Source organism: Bradyrhizobium symbiodeficiens (assembly GCF_002266465.3).
Taxonomy (GTDB): Bacteria; Pseudomonadota; Alphaproteobacteria; order Rhizobiales; family Xanthobacteraceae; genus Bradyrhizobium; species Bradyrhizobium symbiodeficiens.
In genome coordinates this window covers 5,640,820-5,667,696 of the sequence record NZ_CP029427.2, presented here as the reverse complement: position 1 = coordinate 5,667,696, position 26,877 = coordinate 5,640,820, and the positions used below count along the sequence as shown (strand labels likewise).

The window sequence follows — 26,877 nt, the reverse complement described above, 5'->3', positions numbered from 1 at the left end:
ACCGGCTTTCCCCAAGTTCGGTCCCGACTTTCTGGCCCACATATCCTCGGTCTGACCACAGGCCACTCAACAGCCAGTCCACAGCTCATCCACAGACCTATCCACGCGTTTTGAACAGCGACCGGTGATCCCTCAAGATCGCCTGCGCGGCGTTATGGCCGGGAGCGCCGGTGACGCCGCCGCCGGGATGGGCGCCGGAGCCGCAATGGTAGAGGCCCCTGAGCGGTCCGCGATAATCGGCATGGCCCAGCATCGGGCGCGCCGAGAACAGCTGGTTCAAGGTCAGCGCGCCATGGAAGATGTCGCCTCCCAGCAGCCCGAACTGCCGTTCGAGGTCGAGCGGGGACAGTATCTGGCGGCCCAGCACGCTCGCCGCAAAACCCGGCGCGTACTTGTCCACCGTCGCGATCATGAGATCGGCGACTTCGTCGCGATGGTCATCCCACGATCGTCCGTCGGGAAGCTCCGGCGCGACGTGCTGGCAGAACAGGCTGGCGACGTGCTTTCCAGCTGGGGCCAGCGTGTCGTCGAGCGTCGAGGGGATCAGCATCTCGACGACCGGCTCCCGGCTCCAGCCCTGCGCCCGCGCATCGAGCCAGGCGCGGTCCATGTAGCCGAGGCTTGGCGCCAGGATGATGCCGGAGCTGAGATGATCGCCCTCGCCCGGCAGCGCCGTGAACGAGGGCAGGCGATCCAGCGCAACGTTCATCCGGAAGGTGCCGGAGCCGTTCTTCCAGTGCCGGATGCGGGCGAGGAAGTCCGCAGGAAGAGCGTCGGCTGCGACCAGCCGCGTGTAGAGCAGCTTTGGATTGACATTGGCCGCGACATATTTGGCGCGGATGGCCGTGCCGTTCTCCAGCACGACGCCGACGGCGCGGTCGCGCTCGACGATGACCTCGCGGACGCCGGCATCGGTTTCGATCACGACGCCGCGGTCGCGTGCCGCGCGCGCCATCGCCTGCGTGATCGCGCCCATGCCGCCGATGGCGTGGCCCCAGACGCCCTTCTTGCCGTTCACCTCGCCGAAGGCGTGATGCAGCATCACGTAGGCCGAGCCGGCGGCGTAAGGGCTGGCATAGTTGCCGACGATGGCATCGAAGCCGAACAGCGCCTTGACCAGATCATGCTCGAAGCGTTCGTCCAGCATCTCGCCGGCGGAGCGGGTGAAGAGATCGAGCAGGCTGCGGCTCTGTTCCAGCGTGAGGCCACGCAGGATGTTGGCGCTCTTCCAGGCGTTGACGCCTTCGCGCAACGCCGCTGCGCCAAAGCCGTTGACGAGATTCGGCGGCGCGCGCAGCACGAATTGCCTGAGCACGTCGGCGATGTCTTCCAGCTCGCGCGAAAACCCGTCGAGCGCGGCTGCGTCATGCGCGCTCAGCCGCGCGACGGATGCTTTCGTCCGTCCCTCGCCGGTGAGGAGATAGCTGCCGTCGGGTGCGGGCAGAAAATTCTGGGCGCGCCGTTCGACGATCCGCAGGCCCTGTTCGGCGAGGCCGAGGTCGCGGACCACCTGCGGATTGAGCAGACTCACGGTGTAGGCCGCGACCGAATTGCGGAATCCCGGGTGAAACTCCTCCGTGACCGCGGCACCGCCGACCACCTTGCGGCGCTCGACCACCCGCACGCGCAGGCCCACGCTCGCGAGATAGGCGGCACAGGTGAGGCCGTTATGGCCAGCGCCGATGATGAGGACGTCGGTTTCGGTCATGAAATGCAAGGCCCAGTGTGCTGTCTCTCCGGGGCTCGCGAAGCGAGAACCCGGAATCTCGAGGGTCCGGGTTCGATGCTTCGCATGGCCTGGAACCACATCTCTATATCAAGCAATCCTCGCTGCAACATCACGACGCCCTTTATTGCCCGTTCAGACGCCTTGTGCTCCATTGCGCGCATCCGGCGCCCGCCGGGTTTTGAGCCGGAGCTTCCATGGATTCGATCGTGCAACCCGCCGCCACGGAGCAGCCGTCCTCGACGCGCAACCGGCTGGTGCTGACGGTCTACACCGCCGCGATCTTCGTCAGCGCGCTGCTGCTGTTCTCGGTGCAGCCGCTGTTCACGAAGATGGTGCTGCCGCGGCTCGGCGGCTCGCCGGCGGTGTGGTCGGTGGCGATGGTGTTCTTCCAGTCGCTATTGCTGGCAGGCTACGCCTATGCCCATCTGTTGATGCAGGCGAGGAACCGCATCGTTCCGATCGCGGTGCATCTGGTGCTGCTGATCGCTGCCTTCGTGACGCTTCCGCTCGGCATTGCCTCCGCCTATGGCGAGCCGCCGGCGTCGGGCTATGCGTTCTGGTTGCTCGGTCTGTTCGTGGTTTCGATCGGCCTGCCGTTCTTCGCGCTCGCCGCCAACAATCCGCTGCTGCAGGCCTGGTTCGTCCGCACCGGTCATCCCGCCGGACACGACCCCTATTTCCTCTATGCCTCCTCCAACATCGGCAGCTTTCTCGCGCTGTTGTCCTATCCGTTCCTGCTTGAGCCGATGTTCACGCTGCATGCGCAGAACCGGCTCTGGACCGGCTTCTATGGCCTGTTGATCCTCCTGATCGCCGCCTGCAGCGTGCTGTTGTTGCGCTCGCCGAAGCTCGCAATGGTCGACGCGCGGACCGAGGACGCCAATGCGCCGGCGCCTGAAATCGTGACGCGGCTGCGCTGGATCTTCCTCGCCGCGGTGCCCTCGGGACTTCTCATCGCGGTCACCGCGCACATCTCGACCGACGTCGCAGCAGCGCCGCTGCTCTGGGTGCTGCCGCTGTCGCTGTATCTGCTCACCTGGGTCGTGGTGTTCCAGTCGCGGCCGCTGCTGCCGCACAAATGGATGCTGATGCTGCAGCCGGTCGCGATCGCGGGCGTCGTCGTCCTGCTCGCGTTCGGCGGCGAGCAGAATTTGCTGCTGACACTCGGTGGCCACCAATTATGCTTCTTCATCATCGCCATGGCCTGTCACGGCGAGCTGGCGCGGACCCGGCCGGCGGCCAGATATCTCACCGGTTTCTACGTCGCGCTGTCGTTCGGCGGCATGGTCGGCGGTCTCTTTGCTGGCCTGGTCGCTCCCTTCACCTTCTCGTGGATCGCCGAATACCCGATCCTGATCGCGTTTGCCGCGCTGTGCCGGCCGTCCGCGAACGAGCGTCTCGCAGGTGTCGTAAAATGGTATTGGCTGGTGCTCGCCGCGCTCGCGGGGGCGCTGGTTGCGCCGTCCTATACCACTGGCAGCCCCTCGACCTGGCTGGAGGATCACCGTGTCTGGGTCGCCGGCGCCGTGGGCGCGCTCGCTGCGCTGCTGGCACTGGCGCTCAATGCCGGCCGCTGGAAGATCTTCGCCACCGTCGCGCTCGCGCTGGCGTTGATCCGGGTCTATCCGGCGGACGAGGGCCGGGTCACGACGGTGCGCAGCTTCTTCGGCGTGCACAAGATCGTGGTGACGCCAGGCGGCTATTTCCACGTGCTGATGCACGGCACCACCATCCACGGGGCCGAACGCTTCCGCAACAATGACGGCACGCCGGTCACCGGCCGGCCCGAGCCGATCACCTATTATCACAAGGACGGCGGCATCGGTCAGGCCGTCAGCGCGATCCGCGAGCGCAAGGGCGCGCCGCTCAAGGTCGCCGCGATCGGCGTCGGATCGGGTACGCTCGCCTGCGCCGCCGAACCCGGCGAGGACTGGAAATTCTTCGAGATCGACCAATCGATGGTGGATGCCGCGCGTGACCCCAGGAATTTCCGCTACATATCGAGCTGCCTGCCGGACATGAAGCCGGTGATCGGCGATGCGCGCCTCACCTTCGCAAAGGAGCCTGACGGCGCCTACGACCTCGTCATCGTCGATGCCTATTCGTCGGATGCGATCCCGATTCATCTCGCCACCGAAGAGGCGATGAAGATCTACAAGGACAAGCTGGCTCCGCACGGAGCCGTGGTGATGCACGTCTCCAACCGGCATCTCGATCTCGAGACCGTCGTGGTCGGCATTGCCGACGCCAACGATCTCAAGAGCTGGGTCTTCAACGAGGATTCCGGGCGCGATGGCGATTACATCTTCTCGACCGACGTCGTCATCTCCGCGCGCGAGGAGACCGATGTCGGCAGGCTCGCGTCCTCCAAGGTCTGGGAGCAGACCGAAGCCGACGACAGGGTGCGGGTCTGGACCGACGACTATTCCAACATCCTTGGCGCTTTGTACCGGCGTTTGAAGAATGGGGAGTAGGGCGGCACGAGACTGGAGTTACGGCGCGACCGGCGTCCCCGCTGGCAGCGTGATGCCCTTCTCGCCGGCAACCTCGCGCAGCAGATCGGGCCGGTCGGAAATGATCCCGTCGACGCGGAGCTCCATCATCCGCGCCATGTCTTCGCGCTTGTTGACCGTCCACACCACGACGCGCAAGCCGAGCTCGTGGGCTTCCGCGATGAGTGCCGCGGTCACGTCTCCGAAATAGGGCGACCAGATCGCTCCGCCCGCCGCCTTGATCGTCTGCGGCAGCGAACCGCCATGATCGGTAGGGCTGAAGCCCGCCGTCCAGTTGGTGGGCTTGTCCAGCGCGACTGTCTGGCCCGAGCCTCGCTGCAGCGTCAGGTACACCGTCGGAATTTTGGGTGCCTGTTGCTGGACCAGCAACAGGGCCCGCCAGTCGAACGACTGGATCAAGACGCGGCTTGAAAATCCCTCGGCTTCGATCAACCCGAGCAATTTTGCGACGAAGACTTGCGGATCGAGCGTCTCGTCCGGATGGTTCGGATCGATCTTGGTCTCGATGTTGAAACGGACGCGCGTGTTGCCGGACTTACGCACTAGCGCAAACAATTCCTTCAGCGTGGGAATGCGTGTCCCCGGTATGGTGTGCTGATCGGGGAATTGCTTCGCATAAGAACTGTCCGGCCGGATCTGGCCGACGTCATAGCTCCTGACATCAGCCAGTTTGAGCGTCACGAAAGGGGGCCCGGGCGGCGGCACATAGGCGCCACGCGCATCCCGCGCGAGATCCGGATTGAGACCGCGTTCATGCGATACGACGACCTCGCCGTCGGCGGTCACCCCGACGTCGAGCTCCAGCGTGTCCACGCCCATCGTCAGCGCGTTGGCAAAGGCCGGCAGGGTATTCTCGGGCAGCAGCGCCCGTCCGCCGCGATGCGCCTCGATATCGAAAACCGGGTCATATGCCATGGCCTCTCTCGCGATGAGAAATGACAACACGGTCAGAATTGTCACGGCGCGTGATGTCATCACAGTCCCAAAGGTCAGTGGAAACAAGGTCGGTGGAAAGCTGGGCATTCAAACGCATTTTGCGCCCAGCGCCAATTCTATAGGCTTGCCGCTTGTTGAAACTCCAGGCTCCGGCCTGGGTTGCGTCCGGCCGGTGGGTATGTACTCATGCTCCTGGCCCGCTGAAATTGCCATTTGACGCGCGTGACGGGATTTTCGCATGAACCGCGCCCGCTTGTTTGTCGCATGTCTGGTTGTGGCTCTGTTGTCCGGACCGGCCTTCGCCCAGCGCGGCAATGATTTCGATTCGTTGGTCGTGCAGATGAACGCGGCCACGCAGGCCGGCCGCTGGGCCGAGGGGCTGGCCGCGGCCCAGAAGCTTGAAATCCTGGTGCGCCGCCGGCAGGGCGCCGACAATATGAATTATGCCGGGGTGCTGCACAACGAAGGCATGTATCTGCACAATCTCGGCCGTTTCCCGGAAGCGATCGAGAAGCTCAACGCGGCGCTCGGCATCAAGCTGCGTAACAACGACGTCGTCTCCACGCTGCGGACCTCGAATATCCTGGTCGGATCGCTCGGCATGCTCGAGCGCCGGACAGAGGCGACCACGGTCGCCGAGCGGGCGCTCGCGCTCGGCACCAGCGCTTTCGGCGCCAATGACGGTAGGCTCGCCGGGACGCTGTCGGCGCTCGGCGGGCTCGCGCGCGACAAGGAGAATCTTGCGGAGGCCACCGGCTATTTCGAGCGGGCACTCATCGCCCTGCAAGCCGCCAACGCGCCGCCCGTCGACGTCGCCTCCGCGCTGGACGATCTCGGAGACGCCTACGGCCTGCTCGGTCGCTTCGACGACGGCGAGCGCATGCTGAAACAAGGGCTTGACCTGCTCGATCTCAGTTTTGGCAGAGACGCCGAGACAACGATGAACTACGACAAGATACTCAACGATCTCGGCAACCTCTATCTGGATGCCGGCCGTCTGGCCGAGGCGGAGGCGTCGATGCGGCGCTCGCTCGCGATCACGCGGGCGCGACGCGGCGAGACCCATCCGAACGTCGCGGCCAGCACCGGCAACCTCGCAACCGTGCTTAAGCACGAGGCGCGTTACGCGGAGGCGGAGAAACTCTATCAGCAGACGCTGCAGGCCTACGAGCGGATCTACGGTCCGAACCATCCGACCACGGCTATCGGGCTGAACAATCTCGCCAACGCCTTTTCAGCGCAGGGCAAGCACGAGGCAGCGGCCGGTCTGCAGGAGCGGGTGCTCGCGATCTATGAAAAGTCCTTTGGCGCCGATAGCCCGGATGTCGGCCGCGCGCTGAACAATCTGGCCAACAGCTATTCGGACCTCGGGCGTAAGGAACAGGCCCTCGGTCTCTACCGCCGCTCGCTCGACGTCATTGAGCGCAAGTTCGGTGAAGGCAGCGGCCCGACCGCGCTTGCCGCCGGTTCGCTCGGGCAAGCCCTGATGGACGCTGGCCAGGTCGATGAGGCGAGACGGCTTCTGCTGCGTTGCCTCGAGATCGACGAGCGCGTACTCGGTGCCACGCATCCGCAACTTGTCAAGGACCTGCGGGCCGTCGCGCTGCTCGACCTCAGGACCGGCAACATGACCGAGGCACGCGGCCGGCTCGACCGCGCCCTTGCGATCGCGCAGGCCCGGCTCGGACCCCGGCATCGCGATTCCATCGCCACGATGATCAACCTGGCCGACGCCGATCGCCGCGAGGGCAAGTGGCCGGATGCCCTGGCGCGGCTGCGGCTGGCTGCCGCCGCGCTCAACGCAGAGAAGAATACGCAGTTCGTCCGTTTTCCCGAGATCGATCCCTGGCTGATCGATGCGATCTGGCGCGTCTCCGACGGCACCCCGGACAATGCCGCGAAGGACGAGGCCTTCGGCGCCGCCCAGCGCGCCCACGAGACCAGCGCGGGTGCCGCGCTGTCGCAAATGGCGGCCCGGTTCGGCGCCGGCAACGATGCGATCGCCGGACTGGTGAGGCGGCAGCAGGATCTGAAAGCGAGCCTCGAAACGCTCGAAAAGCGCGTGACGTCCGAGCTCGGGCAGGCGGACGGCAAGCGCAACGACGCACTGATCGCCAGCCTGCGCGCGCAGACCGCGCAAACACGAGAATCGCTCGAAGACGTCTCGGCCCAGCTCGACCGCAGCTTTCCGGCCTATGCTGAATTGTCCAACCCGCAACCGCTGACTATCGCGCAAACGCAGGGGCTGCTGAAGCCCGACGAGGCCCTGGTGGCGTTCATCGTGCGTGGTGACAAGACCTACGCCTTGGCGGTGACGCGTGAGGCAAGCGCGCTGCGTCAGATCGCGCTCGGCAGCCGCGAGATCGGCGATCGTGTTGCCCATCTCCGGCTCGGGCTCGCCAATCCCGAGGCAGCCCAATCGTCATTCGACCTCGATGCGTCCTTTGAACTCTACAATGTGCTGTTCGGCCCGATATCGGCCGACATCACCGGCAAGCCAAAACTGCTGGTCGTCCCGGCCGGTGCGCTCACCAGCCTGCCGTTTCATGTGCTGGTGACGAAGCAGCCCGACACGGCGTCTGCCGACCGCTTTCGGCAGGCGGCGTGGCTGCTCAATGAGCGCGCCATCACGGTGCTACCATCGGTGCCGAGCCTGCGCGCGCTGCGCAGCTTTGCCAGGGACTCACGCGCGCAAAAGCCTTTCATCGGATTTGGCGATCCGGTGTTGCGGCGTACGCCGAGCGACAAGCGCGCAGGGCGCAACGTGCAGCCATACCCAAGCTACTATGACGGCACTTCCGTCGATCTCGAGCGCCTGCGCACGGGGCTGCCTTCGCTGCCGGAAACCGCGGGCGAGCTCCAGGCGGTGGCGCGTGCGCTCGGCGCCTCGCCGCAGGACGACGTCAAGCTTGGCTCAGCCGCGACCGTGACCAGCGTGAGCACACTGCCGCTCGATCAATACCGTGTCGTCGATTTCGCCACCCACGGCCTCGTCGCCGGCGAGGTCAGCGGCCTCAGCGAGCCCGCGCTCGTGCTGACGCTGCCGGACAAGCCGACCAGCGACGATGACGGTTTGCTCACGGCAAGCCGCATCGCAAAACTCAAGCTGGATGCGGACTGGGCGGTGCTTTCGGCCTGCAACACGGCAGCCGGCGACAAGCCTGGCGCCGAGGGCCTGTCGGGCCTTGCGCGCGCGTTCTTCTATGCCGGCGCGCGGGCGCTTCTCGTCTCGCATTGGCCGGTCGATTCCGATGCAGCGGTGCGGCTGACCACGGGCGCCTTCTCCGAGCTCGCCGCGCATCCCGGCATCGGCCGCGCCGAAGCGCTGCGCCGGTCGATGAAGGCCTTGATTGCCGACCGGTCGTCGTCCCGCAACGCCGATCCTGCCGTGTGGGCGCCGTTCGTGCTGGTGGGCGAGGGCGGCTGACGGCGCCCCTCAGATTCAGATTGCGTCAGTTCTGGTAGTAATAGCCGCGCGGCTGGTAAACCTGCCGCGGCTGCGGCTGATAGTAGGTGCCCTGCTGGCCGTAGCCCTGGTCGTAGGTTGGCTGCGGCAATTGCTGATAGGCCTGCGCGCCATAGGGCCGCGTGATCGGGCGCGGCGCCGGATAGCGGGCGCCGGTGTCGCTGCCGTCGGCGGGATAGATGTAATTGTCGTCCTGCGGCATGTAACGACGGGCGGGCTGCTGCGGCGGCGTCAGGTTCACGGGATCGCCGGTGGTCGCGTACTGCTCTTCGACGGGCTGCTGCGGCGCGCGGGCGATTGCATTGTTGGTGCGGCCGCGCGGATTGCGCGCCAGCGCCACCTGTGCCGAGCCGGTCAGCGTCACCGTGGTGTTGAGCACGCCCTGCTGCTGGACCAGCGCATAGAGCGTCGAGGCGTTCTGGCGCGACAGCCGCACGCAGCCATGGGACGCCGGCGAGCCGAGACGGCCGACCGAGTCCGTGCCATGGATGGCGTGGCCGACCTTGGTGAAGAAGATCGCGTGCGGCATCGGCGCGTCGTCGAATTCCTTGGAGTAGTGATCCTCTTCCATGCGGAAGGCGCGGAAGGCGCCGTTCGGCGTCTCGCGCGAGGGGACGCCGGTCGATACCGGCCAGTGATACCGCGCGACGCCGTCGACCGCGACGGTCATCTGCTGATTGTCCTTGTCGACGGTGATCTCGACCTTGGCCTGCGCGCTGCCTGCGCTCAAAAGCATCAGGGAGGTGAAAGCGATGAAAAATGAACGCATCTGGAAACGCATTTGAATCCCGGCCTCCGGCCTGTTCACGCTAGGCGCCGCGGCTCTCCGTCCCCGGCGTGCAATATGCCTGCAATCCGGCTTTCGTTCCAGCGGCCTGCCCGCCCATCGTTAACGTGATGCCTGATCTAAGCAAGGCCGCTTTGTCCCCCTCAGCGCGCAGCGGCGCTGACATTTTCGCGAGCGGCGACCCGTTCACGACGTCGACAATTCGTCACAAAGACGCAACCATTCCGCCGTCCGGTGCGTTGATGATTACCTGCCTCGACAGGCGGCGCTCGCCGCCATTCAGCCTTTGGGATCAAATATGAACAAAGTACGTATCGCCGCCGCGCCGTCGCCGGCCGGTTTGCCCGTCCGCCTGGCGTTCGCAGCCGCCGCCATCCTGCTCGCGCTGTCGGTGCTGCCGCAGGCCGGCCATGCCCAGGGCATCATCCGCGGTGCTCAGGAAGGCTCTCACGAGGGCAACCGGATTGGCGGCCCCGTGGGCGGTGCGGTCGGAGGCGTCGTCGGTGCCGGTGTCGGCGGTGCCGTTGGCGCGGTCGAGGGTGTGCTGGGCATTCCCCACCGTCATTACCGTCACCGCTGCCGCGGCTATTACGACGGCTACCACCGCTTCCATTGTTATCGGTAAGCCCGTGCCGCCATTCCGGGCTCGCCCTTCGGGCGCCCGGAACGACGGCTCAATTCTTCAGTCGATACCCGGTCCGGAAAATCCACCAGATCACGACGAGACAGATCACCAGGAACGCCAGCGTCATGCCGATGCTGACGGACATGCTGACGTCCGCAATCTCGTAGAAACTCCAGCGGAAGCCGGAGATCAGATAGACGACCGGGTTGAGCAGCGCCACCGTGCGCCAGGTGGGCGGCAGCATGTCGATGGAATAGAAGCTGCCGCCGAGGAAGGTCAGCGGCGTCACCACCAGCATCGGGATCATCTGCAGCTTTTCGAAGCCGTCGGCCCAGATACCGATGATGAAACCGAACAGGCTGAACGTCACCGCCGTCAGCACCAGGAAGGCCAACATCCAGACCGGATGGTGGATGTGCAGCGGCACGAAAAGGCCGGCGGTCGCCAGGATGATCAGGCCGAGGATGATCGACTTGGTCGCGGCGGCGCCGACATAGCCGAGCACGATCTCGACATAGGAGATCGGCGCCGACAGGATCTCGTAGATCGTGCCGGTGAATTTCGGGAAGTAGATGCCGAACGAGGCGTTGGCGATGCTCTGGGTCAGCACCGAGAGCATGATCAGGCCCGGCACGATGAAGGTGCCATAGCTCACGCCCTCGACCTGGCTGATGCGCGAGCCGATCGCGGCGCCGAACACCACGAAATAGAGCGAGGTCGAGACGACCGGCGAGACGATGCTTTGCAGCAGCGTGCGCCAGGTGCGGGCCATTTCGAACAGATAGATGGCGCGGACAGCGCGATGGTTCATGGCGTCCTCACGAGGTCGACGAAGATGTCCTCGAGCGACGATTGCGTCGTGTCGAGATCGTTGAAGCGGATGTTGGCGTTGCGGAGGTCGCTGAGCAGGCTGGTGATGCCGGTGCGCTCGCCCTTGGTGTCGTAGTCGTAGACCAGCGTCGCCCCGTTGTCGCAGAGCTCGAGCTCATAGTGGCCGAGGCTCTCCGGCAGCGCGTCCAGCTTGCCCTGCAGATGCAGCGTCAGCCGCTTCTTGCCGAGCTTTTGCATCAAGCTCGCCTTGTCCTCGATCAGCACGATCTCACCCTTGTTGATGATGCCGATGCGATCGGCCATCTCCTCGGCTTCCTCGATGTAATGCGTGGTGAGGATGATGGTGACGCCGGATTGCTGCAGCGTGCGCACCACCTCCCACATGCCCTTGCGCAGCTCGACGTCGACGCCGGCGGTGGGCTCGTCCAGGAACAGGATCTGCGGCTCGTGCGACAGCGCCTTGGCAATCATCACGCGGCGCTTCATGCCGCCGGAGAGCGTGATGATCTTGTTGTCCTTCTTGTCCCAGAGCGAGAGGTCCTTCAACACCTTCTCGATATGACCAGGGTTCTTCGGCTTGCCGAACAGGCCGCGGGAGAAGCTCACCGTCGCCCACACGCTCTCGAAGGCGTCGGTATGCAATTCCTGCGGCACCAGGCCGATCAGCGAGCGCGCCTTTCGGTAGGAGGTCTGGATGTTCTCGCCACCGACCAGAACCTGGCCTTCGCTGGGATTGGCGATGCCGCAGATGATCGAGATCAGCGTGGTCTTGCCGGCGCCATTGGGGCCGAGCAGCGCAAAAATCTCGCCGCGCTTGATGTCGAGATTGACGTTCTTGAGCGCCTTGAAGCCGGACCCATAGGTCTTCGACAGATTGGCGACGGAAATGATGGAGGACATGGATGGCCGTAAGGCTGAGGGGTAAGGCTGGGGAGGGGAAGCTGGAACCTGCCGGGAAGGCGCGGTCAGCGGAGCCCTGAGATAGGAATGCCTTTGCCGGGCCGCAATTGGCGCGAGAGAAATGGTCTCAAAACAGGCGCTTCGGTGGCGGGTTTCGGGCAGGTGTTGCGCGATGGTCACGGGCTGTGGCTAAGATTGCCGTTCACGCGGCTCTTTGTTGCGTCTGCGAGCGGGCCGTGGCTACGATTCCGGCCAATCGCAAAGCGTATGTCCCCAGGGAAAACACCGATGAGACCGAACGGCCGTCACACCGCCGGCGCCAGCCAGTTGTCCGCCCTCCGTGTATGGGCGGTGGGTCTGCTCCTGCTGTCAGCTGTTGCCATCAGCCCGACCACGGCCCGGGCCGCCCCGAGCCAGGCTCAGGTAGCGACTACCCATGTCTATCTTCTCCGCGGCGTGCTCAACATCTTCTCGCTCGGGCTCGACACGATCGGCGCCCGGCTTCAGGCGCAGGGCATCCCGGTAACCGTCGCCAACTTCGTTTCCTGGTCCTCGCTTGCCGACGAAGCCGCTGCCGCCTACAGGGCCGGCCGGCTCAAGACCATCGTCCTGGTCGGGCATTCCTCCGGTGCGACCGCGCTGCCGGACATGATCGCCAAGCTCAACCAGCTGGGCGTGCCTGTGAAGCTCGCGATCGGCCTCGACTCGGTGTTCAAGACCAAGCTCTCGACCGGCGCGGAACGTTACATCAACATCTTTATCGGCGACGGTCCCGGCGAGCCGGTGCGCGCCGCAAACGGCTTCCGCGGCAAACTCGACAATGTCGACGTGCGCGGCACCGGCGTCGGCCACATCTCGATCGACAAGAACGAGGCGATCCAGCGCCGCGTCATCGCGGAGATCGATGCCGCGATCATGCGCTCCCGCGCTCCTGCGCTGCCGGTCGCCGAACAAGGCGCTCCGCGGCAGGCCCGCTCGGCGGCAGCGTCGGCGCCCGCCAGGAACTAAGCTTGTTTGCGCGACGGACACGTCGCGCAAACTGCTCGTGGCGAGCGCGAAGATGGAGTGCGGATCAATGCGCTCCCAATCGTGTCGTGAGGAATGCGCGAATGCTCTCCGCGATCTCCCGCGCATGCGTTTCCAGCGCGAAATGGCCGGTGTCGAAGAACTGCACCACGGCGTTGGGATTGTCGCGCTTGAACGCCTCGGCGCCGGGAGGGATGAAGAACGGATCGTTCTTGCCCCAGACCGCCAGGAGCGGCGGCTGGTGGGCGCGGAAATAGTCCTGGAAGGCGGGATAGAGCGCGACGTTGCTCTTGTAATCGCCGAACAGGTCTAGCTGCACATCGTCCGAGCCCGGACGCGCCAGATAGAAGTTGTCCAGGTTCTGGCCGTCCGGCGACACCGTGGCGGCGTCAGCAACGCCATGCGTGTACTGCCAACGTGTCGCCTCCGGCGTGAGAAGGGCGCGCAGCGCGTCGCGATTGGCGGGCGTGGGGTCCTGCCAATAGGCCTTGATCGGAGACCAGCCGTCGCTCAGGCCATCTTCGTAGGCATTGCCGTTCTGGGAGATGATGGCGGTGATACGCTCGGGGTGACGCAGCGCGAGCCGGAGGCCGGTCGGCGCGCCATAGTCGAAGACGTAGACCGCAAAGCGATCGAAGCCGATGATTTCCGTGAAGCGCTCGATCACGCGTGCGACGTTGTCGAAGGTGTAATTGAAGGTCTCGCGCGGGGGCATGTCGGACTGGCCAAAGCCGGGCAGGTCGGGCGCGACTAGATGGAATTTGTCGGCGAGAAGCGGGAATCAGGTCGCGGAACATGTGGCCGGCGCTCGGGAAGCCGTGCAGCAAAAGAAGCCTTGGCGCGCCTTTGGGACCGGCCTCGCGATAGAACATCTTGAAGCCATCGACATCGGCGGTGCGATAGGTGGTCGGCGTCATGTCCTTCTCCATCGGGTGTAACCTGACAAATGACATGTTGATGGTTACGTCTCCGTGGAGTAACTTGTCAATCGCAATTTTACAGGTTACTTGTTGGCCTGCCTCTTTCAGCAGGCCAAGGACCGCCAATGGACAGACCGCCCGCGATGTTCATCGCCGACTCGCTCGGCCTCGATTTCCTCAACTCGGTGGCGACGCCGGTCGATATCCCCGTCGACTGGCTCGACGACGGCGATGGTCTGATCGACTGGCTGGCCCAGGCGAAGCTGGTGCCGGCGGAGGAACTGGACGCCCTGAAGGCGCGCGCGAAGCCGGGCGAACTCGACAGGGTCGCCGATCAGGCTCGCGCCTTGCGTGAGTGGTTTCGCGGCTTCGTGCGCAAGCATGCAGGCCGGCCGCTGACGGCGGATGCACTGCGCGAACTCGGTCCGCTGAACAGTTTGCTCGAGCGCGACGAAAGGTTCAGTTGGATCGAGCCCGGGCCGGACGATGGCGGCGTTCTCGCGCTGCGAACGAAGCGACGCTGGCGATCATCAGACTCCCTGCTGCTGCCTATCGGTGAGGCAATGGCGAAATTCGTCTGCGACGAGGACTTTTCCGACGTGAAGGCATGCGAGGGCCATAACTGCAGGATGCTGTTCGCCGACCACACCCGCAGGCGCGCACGGCGGTGGTGCATCATGGCGGTCTGCGGCAATCGCGCAAAGCAGGCCGCGCATCGCATCCGGCTCAGGACCAGGCAGTGACGAGTCGGGAGCGTGCTTGTGTGAGATCACGGGGCTTTGATGTGCGCGTGTCCGGTTCGTGCGCCCCAAAATCCGCCAAATCGCTGGTCACTAAGCCCCGGTGGGGCCATCGCCCCCGGTGGTGGGACTACTGGACCGATGATTGATCCGAGGCGCCTCGTCGCGCTGGCAGCTGTCGTGCTGCTAGCCCTGAGCACCGGCATGGCCGCTGCCTCACCCGCCAAATCGAAGTCGACTGCGGCCGTCCCCACCGCGCCGCCGCCTCCGCCCTTCGAGCCATTGCCGCCGCCCAAAATCTACCTGTTCCGCGGCGCCATGGGACCGATCTTCTCGACCGGCATGGACCGGCTCAGCGAGAAGCTGACACAGGCCGGCTTTTCCGCCGATGTCTATGAATTCACCCTGTGCCGGTTCATCGGCAACCGCGTCATCGCCAGCTACAAGGAGAAGGCGGCGCCGATCGTGCTGATCGGCCACTCCATGGGCGGGCTGTGCTCGATCATCATCTCCGAGATGGCGGAAAAGGAGAACATCCCGATCAGCCTCGTCATCGCCATCGACCCTGCGCATGCGACCGGCGACGTGCCACTCAATGTCGAGCGCTTCATCAACATCTTCCTGTCCGACAGCGTGCTCGGCGGCGGCGACGTCGTGGCGGTCCCCGGATTTCGCGGCCATTATGCGAGCTACGACCTCAAGGAAAACAGCCGCGTCTCGCACATCAACATCGAGAAGTCCGACGACATCCATCGCCAGATCGTCGAGATGGTGACGCAACTGCCGCGCATTCCGCCACAGACCCAGTCCGGTGCCGTGCCGCTGCGCTATCTGGTGCCCGCGGATACGCTGGTTGAATTGTGGGATAGCGGCGTGCGGGTGCCGGTGCGCCCCGGCGACACCATGGAGAGCATCGCAGCCGCCAATCGCGTGCCGCTGTGGACGCTTGCGCAGAGCAACTCGCTTGCAGAGAACGCGCAGCTTACCCCGGGCCAGACCATCATCGTCCCGCGCCACCTGACGCCGCCCGAGCCTGCATCCGCGATGGTGATACCGCCGCCGGCTCCGGCGAAGCGGAAGTAGGCTCTTCGCCTCTTCCGCAAGCGGGGAAAAGGATCGCTACACGTTCGACCCGTTGATCGCGTCGATCACCGCATCCGTCACTTCCTTCGTTGTCGCCTTGCCGCCGACATCGGGCGTCAGCACGCCCGCCGCGCAGACACGCTCGACCGCCGCCATCAGCCTCAAGGCCGCATCCTTCTCGCCGAGATGCTCGAGCATCTGCGCGCCGGTCCAGAACGTCGCGACCGGATTTGCGATCCCCTTGCCGGTGATGTCGAAAGCCGAGCCGTGGATCGGCTCGAACATCGAGGGGAAGCGGCGCTGCGGATCGATGTTGCCGGTCGGCGCCACGCCCAGACTCCCCGCAAGTGCGCCGGCGAGGTCGGAGAGGATGTCGGCGTGCAGATTGGTCGCCACGATGGTGTCGAGGCTCGTCGGATGCAGCGTCATCCGCACCGTCATGGCGTCGACCAGCATCTTGTCCCAGGTCACGTCGGGAAATTCACCGGCGACCTCGGCGGCGATCTCGTCCCACATCACCATGCCATGACGCTGCGCGTTCGATTTGGTCACCACGGTCAGGAATTTGCGTGGACGCGACTGCGCGAGCTGGAACGCATAGCGCATGATGCGGGTGACGCCGACGCGGGTGAAGATTGCGACCTCGGTGCCGACCTCTTCCGGCAGGCCCCTGTGCGCGCGGCCGCCCATGCCGGCATACTCGCCTTCCGAATTCTCGCGTACGATCACCCAGTCGAGATCGCCGACGCCGACATTGCGCAGCGGCGAGGAGACGCCCGGCAAAATCTTGGTCGGGCGCACATTGGCGTATTGATCGAAGCCCTGGCAGATCGGCAGGCGCAGGCCCCACAGCGTGATGTGGTCGGGCACATCGGGCGCGCCGACCGCGCCGAAATAGATCGCGTCGAACTTCTTCAGCTCAGCGAGACCGTCGGCCGGCATCATCACGCCGTGCTTCTTGTAATAGTCCGAGCCCCAGTCGAACGTCCTGAAGTTGAAGGCGAGATCGCCGCTGCGTTTTGCGAGAGCCTCCAGGACCCGGACGCCGGCCGAGATCACCTCGGGGCCGATGCCGTCGGCGGGAATGGCTGCGATCGAATGGGTACGCATAGGAAATCTCCAGGGGACCAGGCCGCGGCGCGCCCAGATGGGGCTGGCGAGGCGAAGCAATTCACGCTGGCTTATACAGAAAATGATGCGCTATGACATCAATCCCAGCGAGAAAGCAGGATGCGATGACCGGACAGAAAGCCTCCCACGAGTTGCGGGTTGCCATCGCAGGCCTGGGCTCGATCGGCACCAAGATCGCGACCGCGCTCGATCAGGGCATCGAGGGGCTGACGTTGTCCGCCGTGGCCGTGCGCGATCCCGCCAAGCATCAGGCCTTCATCGGCGGTTTGCGTCATCCGCCGAAGATCCTGCCGATCGATCAACTCGGCGAGGTCGCCGATATCGTGGTCGAATGCGCGCCGAGCAATCATCTGCGCGCGATCGTCGAGCCTGTGGTGAAGCGCGGCAAGGCCGCGGTCGTCGTCAGCGTCGGTGGCCTCCTCGACAATTTCGATCTCGTCGATCTCGCCCGCGCCAATGGCGGCCGCATCATCGTGCCGACCGGCGCGCTGATCGGGTTGGATGCCGTCAACGCCGCGGCAATCGGCACTATTCATTCCGTGAAGATGGTGACGCGCAAGCCGATCGACGGACTGAAGGGCGGGCCCTTCATCGTGCAGAACAACATCGACATCGACAATCTGCGCGAGCCGCTCAAACTGTTCGAGGGCAGCGCGCGGGAAGCGGCGAAGGGCTTTCCGGCGAACGTCAATGTCGCCGTTGCGCTGTCGCTGGCGGGCATCGGGCCCGACCGCACCCAGATCCAAGTCTGGGCCGACCCGACCGTGACGCGCAACGTTCACCGCATCGAGGTCGAGGCGGATTCGGCGCGGTTTTCGATGGGCATCGAGAACATCCCGTCCGAAAATCCCAAGACCGGGCTGATCACGGCGCTGTCGGTGATCGCGCTGCTGCGCAAGCAACGCGCCACGCTCTGCGTCGGGACGTGAAGTTCTACGCGCCCGTCACGCGCCAGATCACGTTGCCGACGTCGTCGGCCATCAGCAGTGATTTCTTGTCGGGGCCGATCACGACGCCGACCGGGCGGCCGTAGGATTCCTTCTCGTCCGGGGACAGGAAGCCCGACAGGATGTCGCGACCGGGGCCGGATGGCTTGCCGTTCTCGAACGGGATGAACACCAGCTTGTAGCCGGACAGCGTGCTGCGATTCCACGAGCCGTGCTGGCCGATGACCATGCCGTCGGGGAAACCCGGCAGCGTGCCTGCTGGCATCCAGCACAGGCCGAGCGAGGCGGTGTGGCCGCCGAGCGCGTAGTCCGGTTGAATCGCCCTGGCGACCATCGCAGGATCCTGCGGCACGCGGTCGTCCACCGTCTTGCCCCAGTAGCAATAGGGCCAGCCGTAGAAGCCGCCGTCGCGCACCGAGGTGAGATAGTCCGGCGGTGTCTCGTCGCCGAGCCCGTCGCGCTCGTTGACGACGGTCCAGAGCACACCCGTATTCGGTTCCCACGCTAGCCCGACCGGGTTGCGCAGGCCCGCGCCGAAAATGCGGTGCGTGCCGGCAACGAGGTCGAGCTCGTAGACCGCGGCGCGGCCTTCCTCGACCTCCATGCCCATCTCGGCGATGTTGCTGAGCGAGCCGACGCCGGCATAGAGCTTCTTGCCGTCGGGGCTTGCGAGCAGGCTGCGGGTCCAGTGCCCGCTCGGCTTGAAATTGGTGAGGCGCTTGCCCGGCGCGGTGATGCGGTCGGCGTTGGCGACGTAAGGAAAGGCCATCACGCCGTCGGTGTTGCCGACATAGAAGGTGTCGTCGATCAGCGCCATGCCGAACGGCTGGCTGAGATTTTCCATGAAGGCGCCGCGAACTTCGGCGACGCCGTCGCCGTCCTTGTCGCGCAGCAGCGTGATGCGGTCGGCGGACACGCCGAGCGCCGCGGCGCGCCGCATCGTCGCCTGCATGGCATAGTGAAACACGCTGCGCGGTTTGCCCGCGATCTGCGTCGCTTCCGCGATCAGCACGTCGCCATTGGGCAGCACCTCGATCCAGCGCGGATGGTCGAGCCCGGTCGCGAACGCGTTGACCTTGAGCCCGGGCGCGACGGTCGGCTTCTGGCCCTCGCTCCAGCCGCGCGCCGTCGGCATCTTCAAGGTCGGGATCGCGCCTTGCGGCTTCGCCTCGGGAATGGCGGGTTTGTCTCCCCAGGCCGGCGCAGGCACGGTGCCCGACAGCTTCCGCCATTGCAGCGCGATGCCGCCGAGAAGCGCAACGAACTGCGCAAAGATGCTGGAGAAGGTCATGAGAGGGCCCCTGTTTGCGCGCGCATCCAACTGGCTGACGGGGCAGACGTCAACCTGTGTGGGGCGCCGGCCGGGCCTATTCCCGTGGAATGGCAGCCGATCGATTTTGCATGGGACGAACGTCGATGGCCGTTGCCCGGAGATCAGCCTCGGATCTGCCGCTCCAGCTGCCGTGCCACGCGAAAATCATCGAGGTGCTGAATGTTCGGAGCCAGCGCGGCCTCCTTGGACAGCAGATGATAGACCCGCGCCACCGTGCGCTGCTTCTGCTTCGGCCGACCGCGCGGCAGCGCCCGCGCCTTGCGGATGGCGGCGATCGCGTGCTCGCGGAAATAATCGTAGGCGTCCGACATGGCTCGATGCTCTGCGGCTAATTGCATGCGTCGAATGGGTAACGAGCTGGCGGAGCGGCGGTTCCTGGCGGGTGGGATCGTGTGCTCGTGCCTCGGACGCAGCGCAGCGCACCTTTCGCGGTGCACTGCCGAGCCGGGGCCCATCTCATCGGCTCACGGCTCTGCGCAGCAGCGTTGCACGCTGCAGCGCGTCCGGGACACGAGAATGACGCGAGCTGCTAAGCCTTCACCGCGGCGACAGGAACGGGATGATCATCGGCACGCGGCGGCAATAGGCGCCGTACGAGTCTTCGCCGAGCTCCTTCGACAGAAACACCTCTTCCATCCGGCCCTTTTGCCACATGCCGAGCGAGATCAGGATCGCGCCGAGGATCGTCGTTACGAGGCCGATGGCTATGCCGGTGACGAGCATGCCGAAGATCAAGCCGGTGTAGATCGGGTGACGGACGATGCCGTAGGGACCGGTGTCGATGACACGGTGGTCTTCCTTCTGGGTGATGGCGTCGGACCAGAATTTTCCCAGATGCAGCCGGCCCCACCAGGCGAAGGCAATGCCGGCAGCCGAGAGGACCGCGGCAATGGCGATGCCAGTGTTGCCGAGCACCCAGAGCGGCTTCCAGCCCAGTATCTCCGCGACCCACGGCGTGTACAGGATGCCTCCGACCAGGATCGGCAAACGAAAGCGCTGCGACTCCAGCGTCATGACCTGCTTCTTGGTCTGGCCTTGCCAAAACGAAGCGCCGACCCAACTGGCGAGAAAGGCGAGCCAGAGCAAGGCCAGCACTTCGGTCGGCCAGGCCGTGGTCCAGCCACCCCAGGCGACGGAGAGAAGCTTGCTGAAATCGAAGGACATGAAGGTTCTTTGCGTTGGGCGGCGGCTCTAGCTCGCGCGCGAGGAGAGCGCGTGATGCTCGAGGGCGCCGGAGGGCTGCTGGCCGTTGCGGGCGAGCAGATGGGTGATGGTTTCGCGCAGCACGGGCTCGATCGGACGCGGCGAATAGCCGAGCTCGGTGCGCGCCTTGCCGATCGAGAGGTCGCTGGCGGCGAGCGCGATGCGCACGCCCTCGGCGGTGCCGTTGGGCGGCCGGCGCGTGACGTGGTCGGAGATGTATTCCAGCATGATCGCGGAGAGTTCGGCGATTCTGCCGGGTACGACGATCGGATACTGCCGGCGGCCGCTCATCGCCGACATCATCCGCAGGATGTTGCCGAGCGGGACGCAGTCGCCGCCGAGGATGTAACGCTGGCCGAGGCGGCCGCGCTCCATGGTCAGCACGAGGCCCATGGCCACGTCGCGGACATCGACGAGGTTGACCAGGAAGTTGAGATGTGGCTGCACCTTCTTCTGGAGGAAGTACCACAGCATCGCCGTCGGCGGCGTCAGATTGTGGTCGGCCGCGCCGATCGGCATGGTCGGCGTGCCGATTACGAGCGGAAAGCCGCTGGCCGCCGCTTTCGCGGCGTGATGCTCGGCGAGCGACTTCGAGCGCGTATAGGCACCCGGCATCGCGTCGGCCGGCTGCAGCGCCTCTTCGGCGGCAACGCCCTTGAGGTCGGTATAGGGGAACAGGATCGATTCCGTCGAGCAGTGCAAGAAGCGCGACACGCCGCGCTTCATCGCGGCTGCGAGCACCACCTCGGTGCCGCGGAAATTGACGTCGTGAAAGTCCTGCTTGTTGGCGACCCACATGCCGGGCAGGCCGGCAAGGTGATACACTTGGTCTACGCCCGCGATCGCAGCGTCGACCGCTGCGCCATCCAGCACCGAGCCGTGCACGTGTTCGACATCTGCGGCCGGCGCGCGGACGTCGAGTACGCGCACCCGCTGCCCACGGGCGCGGAGCGCTTCGACGAGATGATGTCCGATGAAGCCGCTGCCACCGGTAACAAGGACGAGAGCCATGCAGAAGGTTGCTGTTTCGCTGCTAGAGCTATCGGGTTGAAAGGGAATTGGCCGGAAGAGGCGCCAGAATCGCGGCAAGGTCGCGACGGAAGCCCAGTGCAATGAATAATTTTGCCATCACGAACATCGGTCCGAGCAAAAGGTGCGAAGGAAAAGTGAACAACGAGGCTTCGCGGCCCTCGAAAACCTTGTGGCCGATGGTCTGCGCGGCGAGGCCGAGCACCACCAGCGCGGCGAAAATCGCCCACATCGTCGCGGTGCTGACTTGCGCCGCAATGGTCGTCCCAACCGAAAACAGCACGATGGAGACCGCCAGAATGCCGATTCCGAGCGCCACATCGAGCAGCAGCCAATAGACCAGAACCGGCAAGGCCAGGATCACCGCGAGGCTGACGTCGAAACCGAACAGTGGAAGCTTGACCAGCGTCAGCGGCATCACGGCGCCGGTGAACAACAGCAGAATGCCGACCACATGCATCGCCGTGTTCCGGGGGTCGCGATGGTACTCGACGTAAACGGCAAGTTGGCGCTGGAAATAGCCACCCATTTCGGTCTCATGCAGCACGGGGTCGGGAAGGGCGAACAGTGGCTATAGCACTGGACCGGGCGGTGCACAAACCGGCGCATTTGTCGCGCGAAACCGTATTTGTGCGCACCGGACAGGGTGCAAAACGATCGGGACTTCAATGGGTTCCCGCAGGTGCAAAAGCTGCGTGCGCTCAGCGCTTCTTGGCGGGCTTTTTCGCCGCAGGTGCCGTAGCCGGACGCGCAGGTGCGTCCTCGGGCACCTTGGCATAGGTCAGGATTTGCAACTGGCCGTTGACGGCCGCGGTCGGCTTGGCCCGGTCGAGAAACTGCTCCTCGCCGAGGCCGATCGGATGCAGCCGCTTGGTCGAGATCTTGAACGTGTTCACCAGCACGTCGCGGATCGCGTCGGCGCGCCGCTGGCTCAGGATCGCATTGGCCTCCCGCGTCTTCGAGTTGGATTCGACGTGGCCTACGATCAGGAACGTGTAGGGCAGCAGCGAGGAATGAACCAGCGCGTCCGCGATGCGGCCGACGGTCTGGTAGGAGGCCGGCTGGATGATCGGCGTGTCGGCATCGAACTGGATCTGCGCGTTGAAGGCGGGCAGCTTGGCGAGGTCAGGCGCGATCAGTGGCCGGTTCACCGGACCCGGATCGTTCTTGATCCTGGTCTTGGCGCGCTCCATCACCTGCTGCTTCAGCGCGGGAAGGTCGACCTCGGCGGCTTCTTCGAAATGGTTGAGCTTGCCGACGATGTCGTCGCGGGTCGGAGCCGCCGTCTGGGCACCGGCCCCGCGCGTGATCAAAGCAAGGCCGAGCACGACCGCAGCTCCGGCAATGAAGAGCCTGCTCGCGCGCATCAGCGGTACCCCGCGTCGTCGACGGCCTTCAGGCAATTGTTGCTGATGCCCTTGGGCGTCGAAACCAGGCAGGGGACCGACTTGCTGGTCTCCTTGGTCGAGCCGCCGCAGACCTTGACGATCTCGCGCTGGCAGGCGTTCGCCACAGTGACGCGCGCGGCGACGCGCTTCTGGATGGCGTCGAACGCGCCGAGATAGTCGCTCGCGCACTGCTGGGACAGCACGTCGCGATTGCGCGACAGGCACTCCTTCAAGCGGGTCGAATCCGGGTTGACGCCGCGGCAATTGGCGACGATTTCCGCGCCGCAGCTTTTGGCCAGCAGCCCGATCGAATCGCCAAAGCTCATGGTCTCCGCCGCCGCAAGCGACGGCATCCCCAATGCCAGCAAGATCAGTGTGATGGAGCCCCGGATCATGGCCGCATCTGATACGGGGAAGTTTGGGCTGGTCAAGGGGCGTTCGAACGAGAACTGTCGAAGGCGCGGCGAGTGCGGCGAACAGTCCTCACTCGGGGGCGTCGAGGGGCGGCCATTCGATCAGGGCGACGGTATGGTTTCTGAGGTCGTCGGCCACATCTGGGTCGGCCTTGAGCTCATCCAACTTCCGCGGCGGGGGAAGCTCTCGGCCGTCCGCGATCAGCTCCTGCGCATAGAACGCGAGTGCCTCGGGGGCACTCTCCAGGGCCTCCTCGACATCGTCACCGCCGGAAATGCAGCCGGGCAGGTCGGGAAACCACAGGCTGACGGCGTCGTCCGGATCGGTGTCCTCGATGATGGCAACATACAGAGCCATATCGTGGCTCACGCCCGCTGCACGAAACTGTCCACGACCTTCTTCTCGCCGGCCTTGTCGAAGTGGATCGTGAGCTTGTTGCCGTCGATCTTGGTGACGTGGCCGTAACCGAATTTCTGGTGGAAGACGCGGTCGGACAGCGAGAAGTCCGAGGTCGTGCCGGTCGATTTGGCGACCAGCTCGCCCTCGATCGTCAGCGGACCGCGGCGGCGCGAGGAGAAGCTGCCGAAGTCGGGGCCCGACGATGAGGAGGACGAGAACGTCGCGGCCTCTTCTTCGAAGCCGCCGCCACCGCCTCCGTTGCGGCCGCCGCCCCGATTGCGGTTGGCTTGGGCGCGCTGCCAGCCCGGCGTCGAATAGGTCGAGCCGAACGCCTCCATGTCGTCGAAGCGCGAAGCGCCGTAGCCGCCGGTGCCGCCCCAGGCCGAGCCGCCCTTGGATTCGGTGATCTCGACATTGGCCGCCGGCAATTCGTCGAGGAAGCGCGACGGGATCGTGGTCGACCAGGTGCCGTGGATGCGGCGGTTGGTGGCGAAATAGATCATGGCGCGGCGGCGGGCGCGGGTCAGGCCGACATGGCCAAGCCTGCGCTCTTCTTCCAACCCCGCGCGGCCCTGTTCGTCCAGCGTGCGCTGGCTCGGGAACAGGCCTTCCTCCCAGCCCGGCAGGAACACGTTGTCGAATTCGAGTCCCTTGGCCGAATGTAGCGTCATCAGGGACACCGCGTCTTCGTCGGCGCCGCTGTCACGGTCCATCACTAGCGAGATGTGTTCGAGGAAGCCTTGCAGGTTCTCGAACTCCTCCATCGAGCGCACCAGCTCTTTCAGGTTCTCCAGCCGGCCCGCGGCGTCCGCCGAACGGTCCTTCTGCCACATCTCGGTATAGCCGCTCTCGTCGAGCACGATCTGGGCGAGGTCGGTGTGCGCGGTGACCTCGCGCTGAGCGCGCCAGCGGTCGAACTGGGCGACGACCTCGCGCAGACTCCCGCGCGCCTTCGGCTTCAGCTCGTCGGTCTCGATCACCGCGCGCGCCGCTTCGAACAAGGGAATGCGGCGCTTGCGGGCGTGGTCGTGCAGCATCTGCACGGTGGCATCGCCAAGTCCCCGCTTGGGCACGTTGACGATGCGCTCGAAGGCGAGGTCGTCGGCCGGCGAGTTGATGACGCGCAGATACGCCAGCGCGTCGCGAATTTCGGCGCGCTCGTAGAAGCGGGGGCCGCCGATGACGCGATAGGGCAGGCCGAGCGTGACGAAGCGGTCTTCGAACTCGCGCATCTGGTAGGAGGCGCGCACCAGAATGGCGACCTCATTGAGCTTCTCGCCCTTGCGCTGAATCTGCTCGATTTCCTCGCCGATGCCGCGGGCTTCCTCTTCCGAATCCCACGAGCCCGTCACGGTGACCTTCTCGCCGTCCTGGTCCTCGGTGCGCAGCGTCTTGCCGAGCCGGCCTTCGTTGTGCGCGATCAGATGCGAGGCGGCGGCGAGGATGTGGCCGGTCGAGCGGTAGTTGCGTTCGAGGCGAATGACCTTGGCGCCGGGGAAGTCATGGTCGAAGCGCAGGATGTTGTCGACCTCGGCGCCGCGCCAGCCATAGATCGACTGGTCGTCGTCGCCGACGCAGCAGATGTTTTTGACGTGGCCCTTCTCCCTCTCCCCGTCCTTTACGGCGGGAGGGTTGGGGTGAGGGGCTGCTTCCACGAGTTCAGCTTGCGGAGAGTCCCCCTCACCCGCATCGCCCTGCGATGCGACCTCTCCCCGCAGACGGGGAGAGGTGGAAGAGGGCGCCTGCGACAGCAGCCGCAGCCACAGATATTGCGCGACGTTGGTGTCCTGATATTCGTCGACCAGGATGAATTTGAAGCGCTGCTGGTATTGCCGCAGAATATCCGGGTGCTCGCGGAAGATGCGGATGTCCTCGAGCAGCAGATCGCCGAAATCGGCGGCGTTCAAAATCTTCAGCCGCTCCTGATAGCTCGCATAGAGCTTGCCGCCCTTGCCGTTCGCGAACACGGCAGCTTCTCCGGCCGGCACCTGCGACGGCGTCAGGCCGCGGTTCTTCCAGCCGTCGATCAGGCCGGCGAGCATGCGTGCCGGCCAGCGTTTGTCGTCGATGTTGTCGGCCTGCAGCAGCTGCTTCAGCAGCCGCACCTGGTCGTCGGTGTCCAGCACGGTGAAGTTCGATTTGAGCTGCGCCAGCTCGGCATGGGTCCGCAGGATACGGCCGCCGATGGAGTGGAAGGTGCCGAGCCACGGCATGCCCTCGACGGCATGGCCGAGCATCTGGCCGAGCCGGTGCTTCATCTCGCGCGCGGCCTTGTTGGTGAAGGTCACCGACAGGATCTCGGCGGGGCGGGCGCGGCCCTGGCTCAGGATATGGGCGATCCGCGTCGTCAGCACGCGCGTCTTGCCGGTGCCGGCGCCGGCCAGCACCAGGACCGGGCCGTCCAGCGTCTCCACAGCCTCGCGCTGCTCCGGATTGAGCCCGGACAGATATTTCGGGCCCACCGAGGCGCGCGCACGCGCGGCAATGCCGCCGGCTGCAGGCTGGTGGTCGGGGACGCTGGTGATTTTGCTCGGCTCGGTCATGCGAATCATTGGCCCCACGATGGCACCGCGGGGTGGCGGAAGGGAGCCTTCTAACAGGGATTGGTGCCTATATGGGATCGCGGAACGAGGTTTTCCACGTGCACGGCGAGCCAATTTGTTCCTGGGGTCCTTGCGAATTTCCGCGCTGTGCTGGCCGGAACCATTGTTCCCGCGTCGAGATTGTCTGGGCAGGTGGTGCGGCCGGCCGCGCCAGATGCAGACAAACATCAAGACGAGGGTTTCACCATGCTTGGCTGGGTTGTGACATTTCTGGTTATCGCATTGATCGCCGGCATCCTGGGCTTCGGCGGCATCGCCGGCGCTTCGATCGAGATTGCCAAGATCATCTTCTTCATCGCGGTCGTTCTGTTCCTGGTCTCGGCCGTGGTCGGACTGGCCCGCGGCCGCAACAGGGTCTAGCGCTTACCGTTTCGAGGGCATCGCCACGTTGCGGCCGATGCCCTCGGGCCGCGGCACCGCGTTGTGGGCCTTGGTGACTGCAGCGATGCGCTCGCTGATATCCGGCGGAAAAGGCGCAACGCGCCGCGCGTTCATGTCCATGTGCAGCGACATGTTCTCGGACGTCGCCGACAGCCAGCCCTCAGTCGCGTGCCGCATCTCCTCGAACGTGTGCAGGCGCTTGTCGTCGGCTTCCAGCAGCCAGACCAGAATCTGCACGGGATCGCCGAGGTGAATTTCGCGCAAATACCGCACATGGCATTCGGCGGTGAAGGTCGAACCGCCGCGCTCCTTCATGTAGGTCGGCCCGATGCCGAGTTCGCTCCAGAGCTGGTCGATCGCGCGGTCGAACATCACGTTGTAATAGGCCATGTTGAGATGGCCGTTATAATCGATCCATTGCGGCTCGATCTGCATGATCGAGGCGCGGAACGGTTCGGCCTTGGGCGCTGAGGCGGCAGTCTCGGGCATCGTT

General features: G+C 65.1%; 24 protein-coding genes and 1 pseudogene. 8 read left to right on the top strand and 17 right to left on the bottom strand.

Annotated elements, in window-relative coordinates; all coding sequences use genetic code 11:
- Positions 1–97: 97 nt before the first annotated feature.
- A complete protein-coding gene (locus CIT39_RS26635) occupies positions 98–1,708 on the bottom strand; it encodes a phytoene desaturase family protein (RefSeq protein WP_094977357.1) in 1,611 nt (536 codons plus the stop codon).
- Between the two features lie 215 nt (positions 1,709–1,923).
- Between CIT39_RS26635 and CIT39_RS26630 the strand changes: the two genes are divergently transcribed.
- Positions 1,924–4,203 (top strand): fused MFS/spermidine synthase, encoded by a 2,280-nt coding sequence (locus tag CIT39_RS26630; protein WP_094977358.1) that lies wholly within the window; start codon positions 1,924–1,926, stop codon positions 4,201–4,203.
- 18 nt (positions 4,204–4,221) lie between these two features.
- Here the strand turns inward: CIT39_RS26630 and CIT39_RS26625 are convergent, their stop codons facing one another.
- On the bottom strand, positions 4,222–5,157 hold the full coding sequence (locus CIT39_RS26625; RefSeq protein ID WP_244607460.1) for a glycerophosphodiester phosphodiesterase: 936 nt from the start codon (positions 5,155–5,157) through the stop codon (positions 4,222–4,224).
- Between the two features lie 259 nt (positions 5,158–5,416).
- On the opposite strand from CIT39_RS26625, the gene CIT39_RS26620 reads away from it, so the two are divergent.
- On the top strand, positions 5,417–8,605 hold the full coding sequence (locus CIT39_RS26620; protein ID WP_094977360.1) for a CHAT domain-containing tetratricopeptide repeat protein: 3,189 nt from the start codon (positions 5,417–5,419) through the stop codon (positions 8,603–8,605).
- 25 nt (positions 8,606–8,630) lie between these two features.
- Here the strand turns inward: CIT39_RS26620 and CIT39_RS26615 are convergent, their stop codons facing one another.
- Entirely contained in the window at positions 8,631–9,425 is a 795-nt protein-coding gene (locus CIT39_RS26615) for a L,D-transpeptidase (protein ID WP_181955120.1), read from the bottom strand.
- A 304-nt stretch (positions 9,426–9,729) separates the two neighbouring features.
- On the opposite strand from CIT39_RS26615, the gene CIT39_RS26610 reads away from it, so the two are divergent.
- A complete protein-coding gene (locus CIT39_RS26610) occupies positions 9,730–10,056 on the top strand; it encodes a hypothetical protein (RefSeq protein ID WP_094977363.1) in 327 nt (108 codons plus the stop codon).
- Positions 10,057–10,105: 49 nt separating this feature from the next.
- On the opposite strand, the gene CIT39_RS26605 is transcribed toward CIT39_RS26610, so the two are convergent.
- Positions 10,106–10,867, bottom strand: coding sequence for an ABC transporter permease (locus CIT39_RS26605; protein ID WP_094977364.1), 762 nt, complete (start codon positions 10,865–10,867; stop codon positions 10,106–10,108).
- Entirely contained in the window at positions 10,864–11,787 is a 924-nt protein-coding gene (locus tag CIT39_RS26600; protein WP_094977365.1) for an ABC transporter ATP-binding protein, read from the bottom strand. Before CIT39_RS26600 ends, CIT39_RS26605 begins: the two co-directional genes overlap by 4 nt.
- A gap of 288 nt (positions 11,788–12,075) precedes the next feature.
- On the opposite strand from CIT39_RS26600, the gene CIT39_RS26595 reads away from it, so the two are divergent.
- Positions 12,076–12,795, top strand: a complete 720-nt coding sequence (locus CIT39_RS26595) for a hypothetical protein (protein ID WP_094977366.1) — start codon at positions 12,076–12,078, stop codon at positions 12,793–12,795.
- Positions 12,796–12,859: 64 nt separating this feature from the next.
- Here the strand turns inward: CIT39_RS26595 and CIT39_RS26590 are convergent.
- Positions 12,860–13,730 (bottom strand): annotated as a pseudogene (locus CIT39_RS26590) (alpha/beta fold hydrolase).
- A 128-nt stretch (positions 13,731–13,858) separates the two neighbouring features.
- Here CIT39_RS26590 and CIT39_RS26585 point away from each other — a divergent pair.
- Positions 13,859–14,476: a CGNR zinc finger domain-containing protein gene (locus CIT39_RS26585; RefSeq protein WP_094977367.1), complete on the top strand. Its 618-nt coding sequence runs from the start codon at positions 13,859–13,861 to the stop codon at positions 14,474–14,476.
- A 138-nt stretch (positions 14,477–14,614) separates the two neighbouring features.
- Positions 14,615–15,556, top strand: coding sequence for a LysM peptidoglycan-binding domain-containing protein (locus CIT39_RS26580; RefSeq protein ID WP_162308694.1), 942 nt, complete (start codon positions 14,615–14,617; stop codon positions 15,554–15,556).
- Between the two features lie 36 nt (positions 15,557–15,592).
- Here CIT39_RS26580 and CIT39_RS26575 read toward each other — a convergent pair whose 3' ends face one another.
- Complete coding sequence (locus tag CIT39_RS26575) at positions 15,593–16,666, bottom strand: tartrate dehydrogenase (RefSeq protein WP_094977369.1); 1,074 nt, start codon at positions 16,664–16,666, stop codon at positions 15,593–15,595.
- Positions 16,667–16,791: 125 nt separating this feature from the next.
- Between CIT39_RS26575 and CIT39_RS26570 the strand changes: the two genes are divergently transcribed.
- Positions 16,792–17,616 (top strand): aspartate dehydrogenase, encoded by an 825-nt coding sequence (locus tag CIT39_RS26570; protein ID WP_094977370.1) that lies wholly within the window; start codon positions 16,792–16,794, stop codon positions 17,614–17,616.
- A 4-nt stretch (positions 17,617–17,620) separates the two neighbouring features.
- Here the strand turns inward: CIT39_RS26570 and CIT39_RS26565 are convergent, their stop codons facing one another.
- From CIT39_RS26565 to CIT39_RS26525, 9 genes are all read right to left on the bottom strand, one after another.
- Positions 17,621–18,925 (bottom strand): PQQ-dependent sugar dehydrogenase, encoded by a 1,305-nt coding sequence (locus CIT39_RS26565; protein WP_094977371.1) that lies wholly within the window; start codon positions 18,923–18,925, stop codon positions 17,621–17,623.
- 143 nt (positions 18,926–19,068) lie between these two features.
- Positions 19,069–19,278 (bottom strand): hypothetical protein, encoded by a 210-nt coding sequence (locus tag CIT39_RS26560; protein ID WP_094977372.1) that lies wholly within the window; start codon positions 19,276–19,278, stop codon positions 19,069–19,071.
- A gap of 226 nt (positions 19,279–19,504) precedes the next feature.
- On the bottom strand, positions 19,505–20,131 hold the full coding sequence (locus tag CIT39_RS26555; protein ID WP_094977373.1) for a methyltransferase family protein: 627 nt from the start codon (positions 20,129–20,131) through the stop codon (positions 19,505–19,507).
- 27 nt (positions 20,132–20,158) lie between these two features.
- Positions 20,159–21,181, bottom strand: coding sequence for an NAD-dependent epimerase/dehydratase family protein (locus CIT39_RS26550; protein ID WP_094977374.1), 1,023 nt, complete (start codon positions 21,179–21,181; stop codon positions 20,159–20,161).
- A 28-nt stretch (positions 21,182–21,209) separates the two neighbouring features.
- Entirely contained in the window at positions 21,210–21,728 is a 519-nt protein-coding gene (locus CIT39_RS26545; protein WP_162308693.1) for an Mpo1 family 2-hydroxy fatty acid dioxygenase, read from the bottom strand.
- 172 nt (positions 21,729–21,900) lie between these two features.
- A complete protein-coding gene (locus CIT39_RS26540) occupies positions 21,901–22,566 on the bottom strand; it encodes an OmpA family protein (RefSeq protein WP_162308692.1) in 666 nt (221 codons plus the stop codon).
- Positions 22,566–22,982: a hypothetical protein gene (locus tag CIT39_RS26535; protein WP_162308691.1), complete on the bottom strand. Its 417-nt coding sequence runs from the start codon at positions 22,980–22,982 to the stop codon at positions 22,566–22,568. The genes CIT39_RS26540 and CIT39_RS26535 overlap by 1 nt, the downstream gene beginning before the upstream one ends.
- 88 nt (positions 22,983–23,070) lie before the next feature.
- Positions 23,071–23,358, bottom strand: coding sequence for a type II toxin-antitoxin system HicB family antitoxin (locus tag CIT39_RS26530; protein ID WP_094977377.1), 288 nt, complete (start codon positions 23,356–23,358; stop codon positions 23,071–23,073).
- Between the two features lie 8 nt (positions 23,359–23,366).
- On the bottom strand, positions 23,367–25,952 hold the full coding sequence (locus tag CIT39_RS26525) for an ATP-dependent helicase (RefSeq protein WP_094977378.1): 2,586 nt from the start codon (positions 25,950–25,952) through the stop codon (positions 23,367–23,369).
- A 237-nt stretch (positions 25,953–26,189) separates the two neighbouring features.
- On the opposite strand from CIT39_RS26525, the gene CIT39_RS26520 reads away from it, so the two are divergent.
- Positions 26,190–26,363 (top strand): DUF1328 domain-containing protein, encoded by a 174-nt coding sequence (locus tag CIT39_RS26520; protein WP_018319670.1) that lies wholly within the window; start codon positions 26,190–26,192, stop codon positions 26,361–26,363.
- Between the two features lie 3 nt (positions 26,364–26,366).
- Here CIT39_RS26520 and CIT39_RS26515 read toward each other — a convergent pair whose 3' ends face one another.
- Positions 26,367–26,873 (bottom strand): thioesterase family protein, encoded by a 507-nt coding sequence (locus CIT39_RS26515; protein WP_094977844.1) that lies wholly within the window; start codon positions 26,871–26,873, stop codon positions 26,367–26,369.
- Positions 26,874–26,877 lie beyond the last annotated feature (4 nt).

What these genes read in the sequence shown, in the direction of transcription:
- CIT39_RS26635 (WP_094977357.1), bottom strand. Translation starts at nt 1,708, where the DNA reads ATGACCGAAACCGACGTCCTCATCATCGGCGCTGGCCATAACGGCCTC.
- CIT39_RS26630 (WP_094977358.1), top strand. Translation starts at nt 1,924, where the DNA reads ATGGATTCGATCGTGCAACCCGCCGCCACGGAGCAGCCGTCCTCGACG.
- CIT39_RS26625 (WP_244607460.1), bottom strand. Translation starts at nt 5,157, where the DNA reads ATGGCATATGACCCGGTTTTCGATATCGAGGCGCATCGCGGCGGACGG.
- CIT39_RS26620 (WP_094977360.1), top strand. Translation starts at nt 5,417, where the DNA reads ATGAACCGCGCCCGCTTGTTTGTCGCATGTCTGGTTGTGGCTCTGTTG.
- CIT39_RS26615 (WP_181955120.1), bottom strand. Translation starts at nt 9,425, where the DNA reads ATGCGTTTCCAGATGCGTTCATTTTTCATCGCTTTCACCTCCCTGATG.
- CIT39_RS26610 (WP_094977363.1), top strand. Translation starts at nt 9,730, where the DNA reads ATGAACAAAGTACGTATCGCCGCCGCGCCGTCGCCGGCCGGTTTGCCC.
- CIT39_RS26605 (WP_094977364.1), bottom strand. Translation starts at nt 10,867, where the DNA reads ATGAACCATCGCGCTGTCCGCGCCATCTATCTGTTCGAAATGGCCCGC.
- CIT39_RS26600 (WP_094977365.1), bottom strand. Translation starts at nt 11,787, where the DNA reads ATGTCCTCCATCATTTCCGTCGCCAATCTGTCGAAGACCTATGGGTCC.
- CIT39_RS26595 (WP_094977366.1), top strand. Translation starts at nt 12,076, where the DNA reads ATGAGACCGAACGGCCGTCACACCGCCGGCGCCAGCCAGTTGTCCGCC.
- CIT39_RS26585 (WP_094977367.1), top strand. Translation starts at nt 13,859, where the DNA reads ATGGACAGACCGCCCGCGATGTTCATCGCCGACTCGCTCGGCCTCGAT.
- CIT39_RS26580 (WP_162308694.1), top strand. Translation starts at nt 14,615, where the DNA reads ATGATTGATCCGAGGCGCCTCGTCGCGCTGGCAGCTGTCGTGCTGCTA.
- CIT39_RS26575 (WP_094977369.1), bottom strand. Translation starts at nt 16,666, where the DNA reads ATGCGTACCCATTCGATCGCAGCCATTCCCGCCGACGGCATCGGCCCC.
- CIT39_RS26570 (WP_094977370.1), top strand. Translation starts at nt 16,792, where the DNA reads ATGACCGGACAGAAAGCCTCCCACGAGTTGCGGGTTGCCATCGCAGGC.
- CIT39_RS26565 (WP_094977371.1), bottom strand. Translation starts at nt 18,925, where the DNA reads ATGACCTTCTCCAGCATCTTTGCGCAGTTCGTTGCGCTTCTCGGCGGC.
- CIT39_RS26560 (WP_094977372.1), bottom strand. Translation starts at nt 19,278, where the DNA reads ATGTCGGACGCCTACGATTATTTCCGCGAGCACGCGATCGCCGCCATC.
- CIT39_RS26555 (WP_094977373.1), bottom strand. Translation starts at nt 20,131, where the DNA reads ATGTCCTTCGATTTCAGCAAGCTTCTCTCCGTCGCCTGGGGTGGCTGG.
- CIT39_RS26550 (WP_094977374.1), bottom strand. Translation starts at nt 21,181, where the DNA reads ATGGCTCTCGTCCTTGTTACCGGTGGCAGCGGCTTCATCGGACATCAT.
- CIT39_RS26545 (WP_162308693.1), bottom strand. Translation starts at nt 21,728, where the DNA reads ATGGGTGGCTATTTCCAGCGCCAACTTGCCGTTTACGTCGAGTACCAT.
- CIT39_RS26540 (WP_162308692.1), bottom strand. Translation starts at nt 22,566, where the DNA reads ATGCGCGCGAGCAGGCTCTTCATTGCCGGAGCTGCGGTCGTGCTCGGC.
- CIT39_RS26535 (WP_162308691.1), bottom strand. Translation starts at nt 22,982, where the DNA reads ATGATCCGGGGCTCCATCACACTGATCTTGCTGGCATTGGGGATGCCG.
- CIT39_RS26530 (WP_094977377.1), bottom strand. Translation starts at nt 23,358, where the DNA reads ATGGCTCTGTATGTTGCCATCATCGAGGACACCGATCCGGACGACGCC.
- CIT39_RS26525 (WP_094977378.1), bottom strand. Translation starts at nt 25,952, where the DNA reads ATGATTCGCATGACCGAGCCGAGCAAAATCACCAGCGTCCCCGACCAC.
- CIT39_RS26520 (WP_018319670.1), top strand. Translation starts at nt 26,190, where the DNA reads ATGCTTGGCTGGGTTGTGACATTTCTGGTTATCGCATTGATCGCCGGC.
- CIT39_RS26515 (WP_094977844.1), bottom strand. Translation starts at nt 26,873, where the DNA reads ATGCCCGAGACTGCCGCCTCAGCGCCCAAGGCCGAACCGTTCCGCGCC.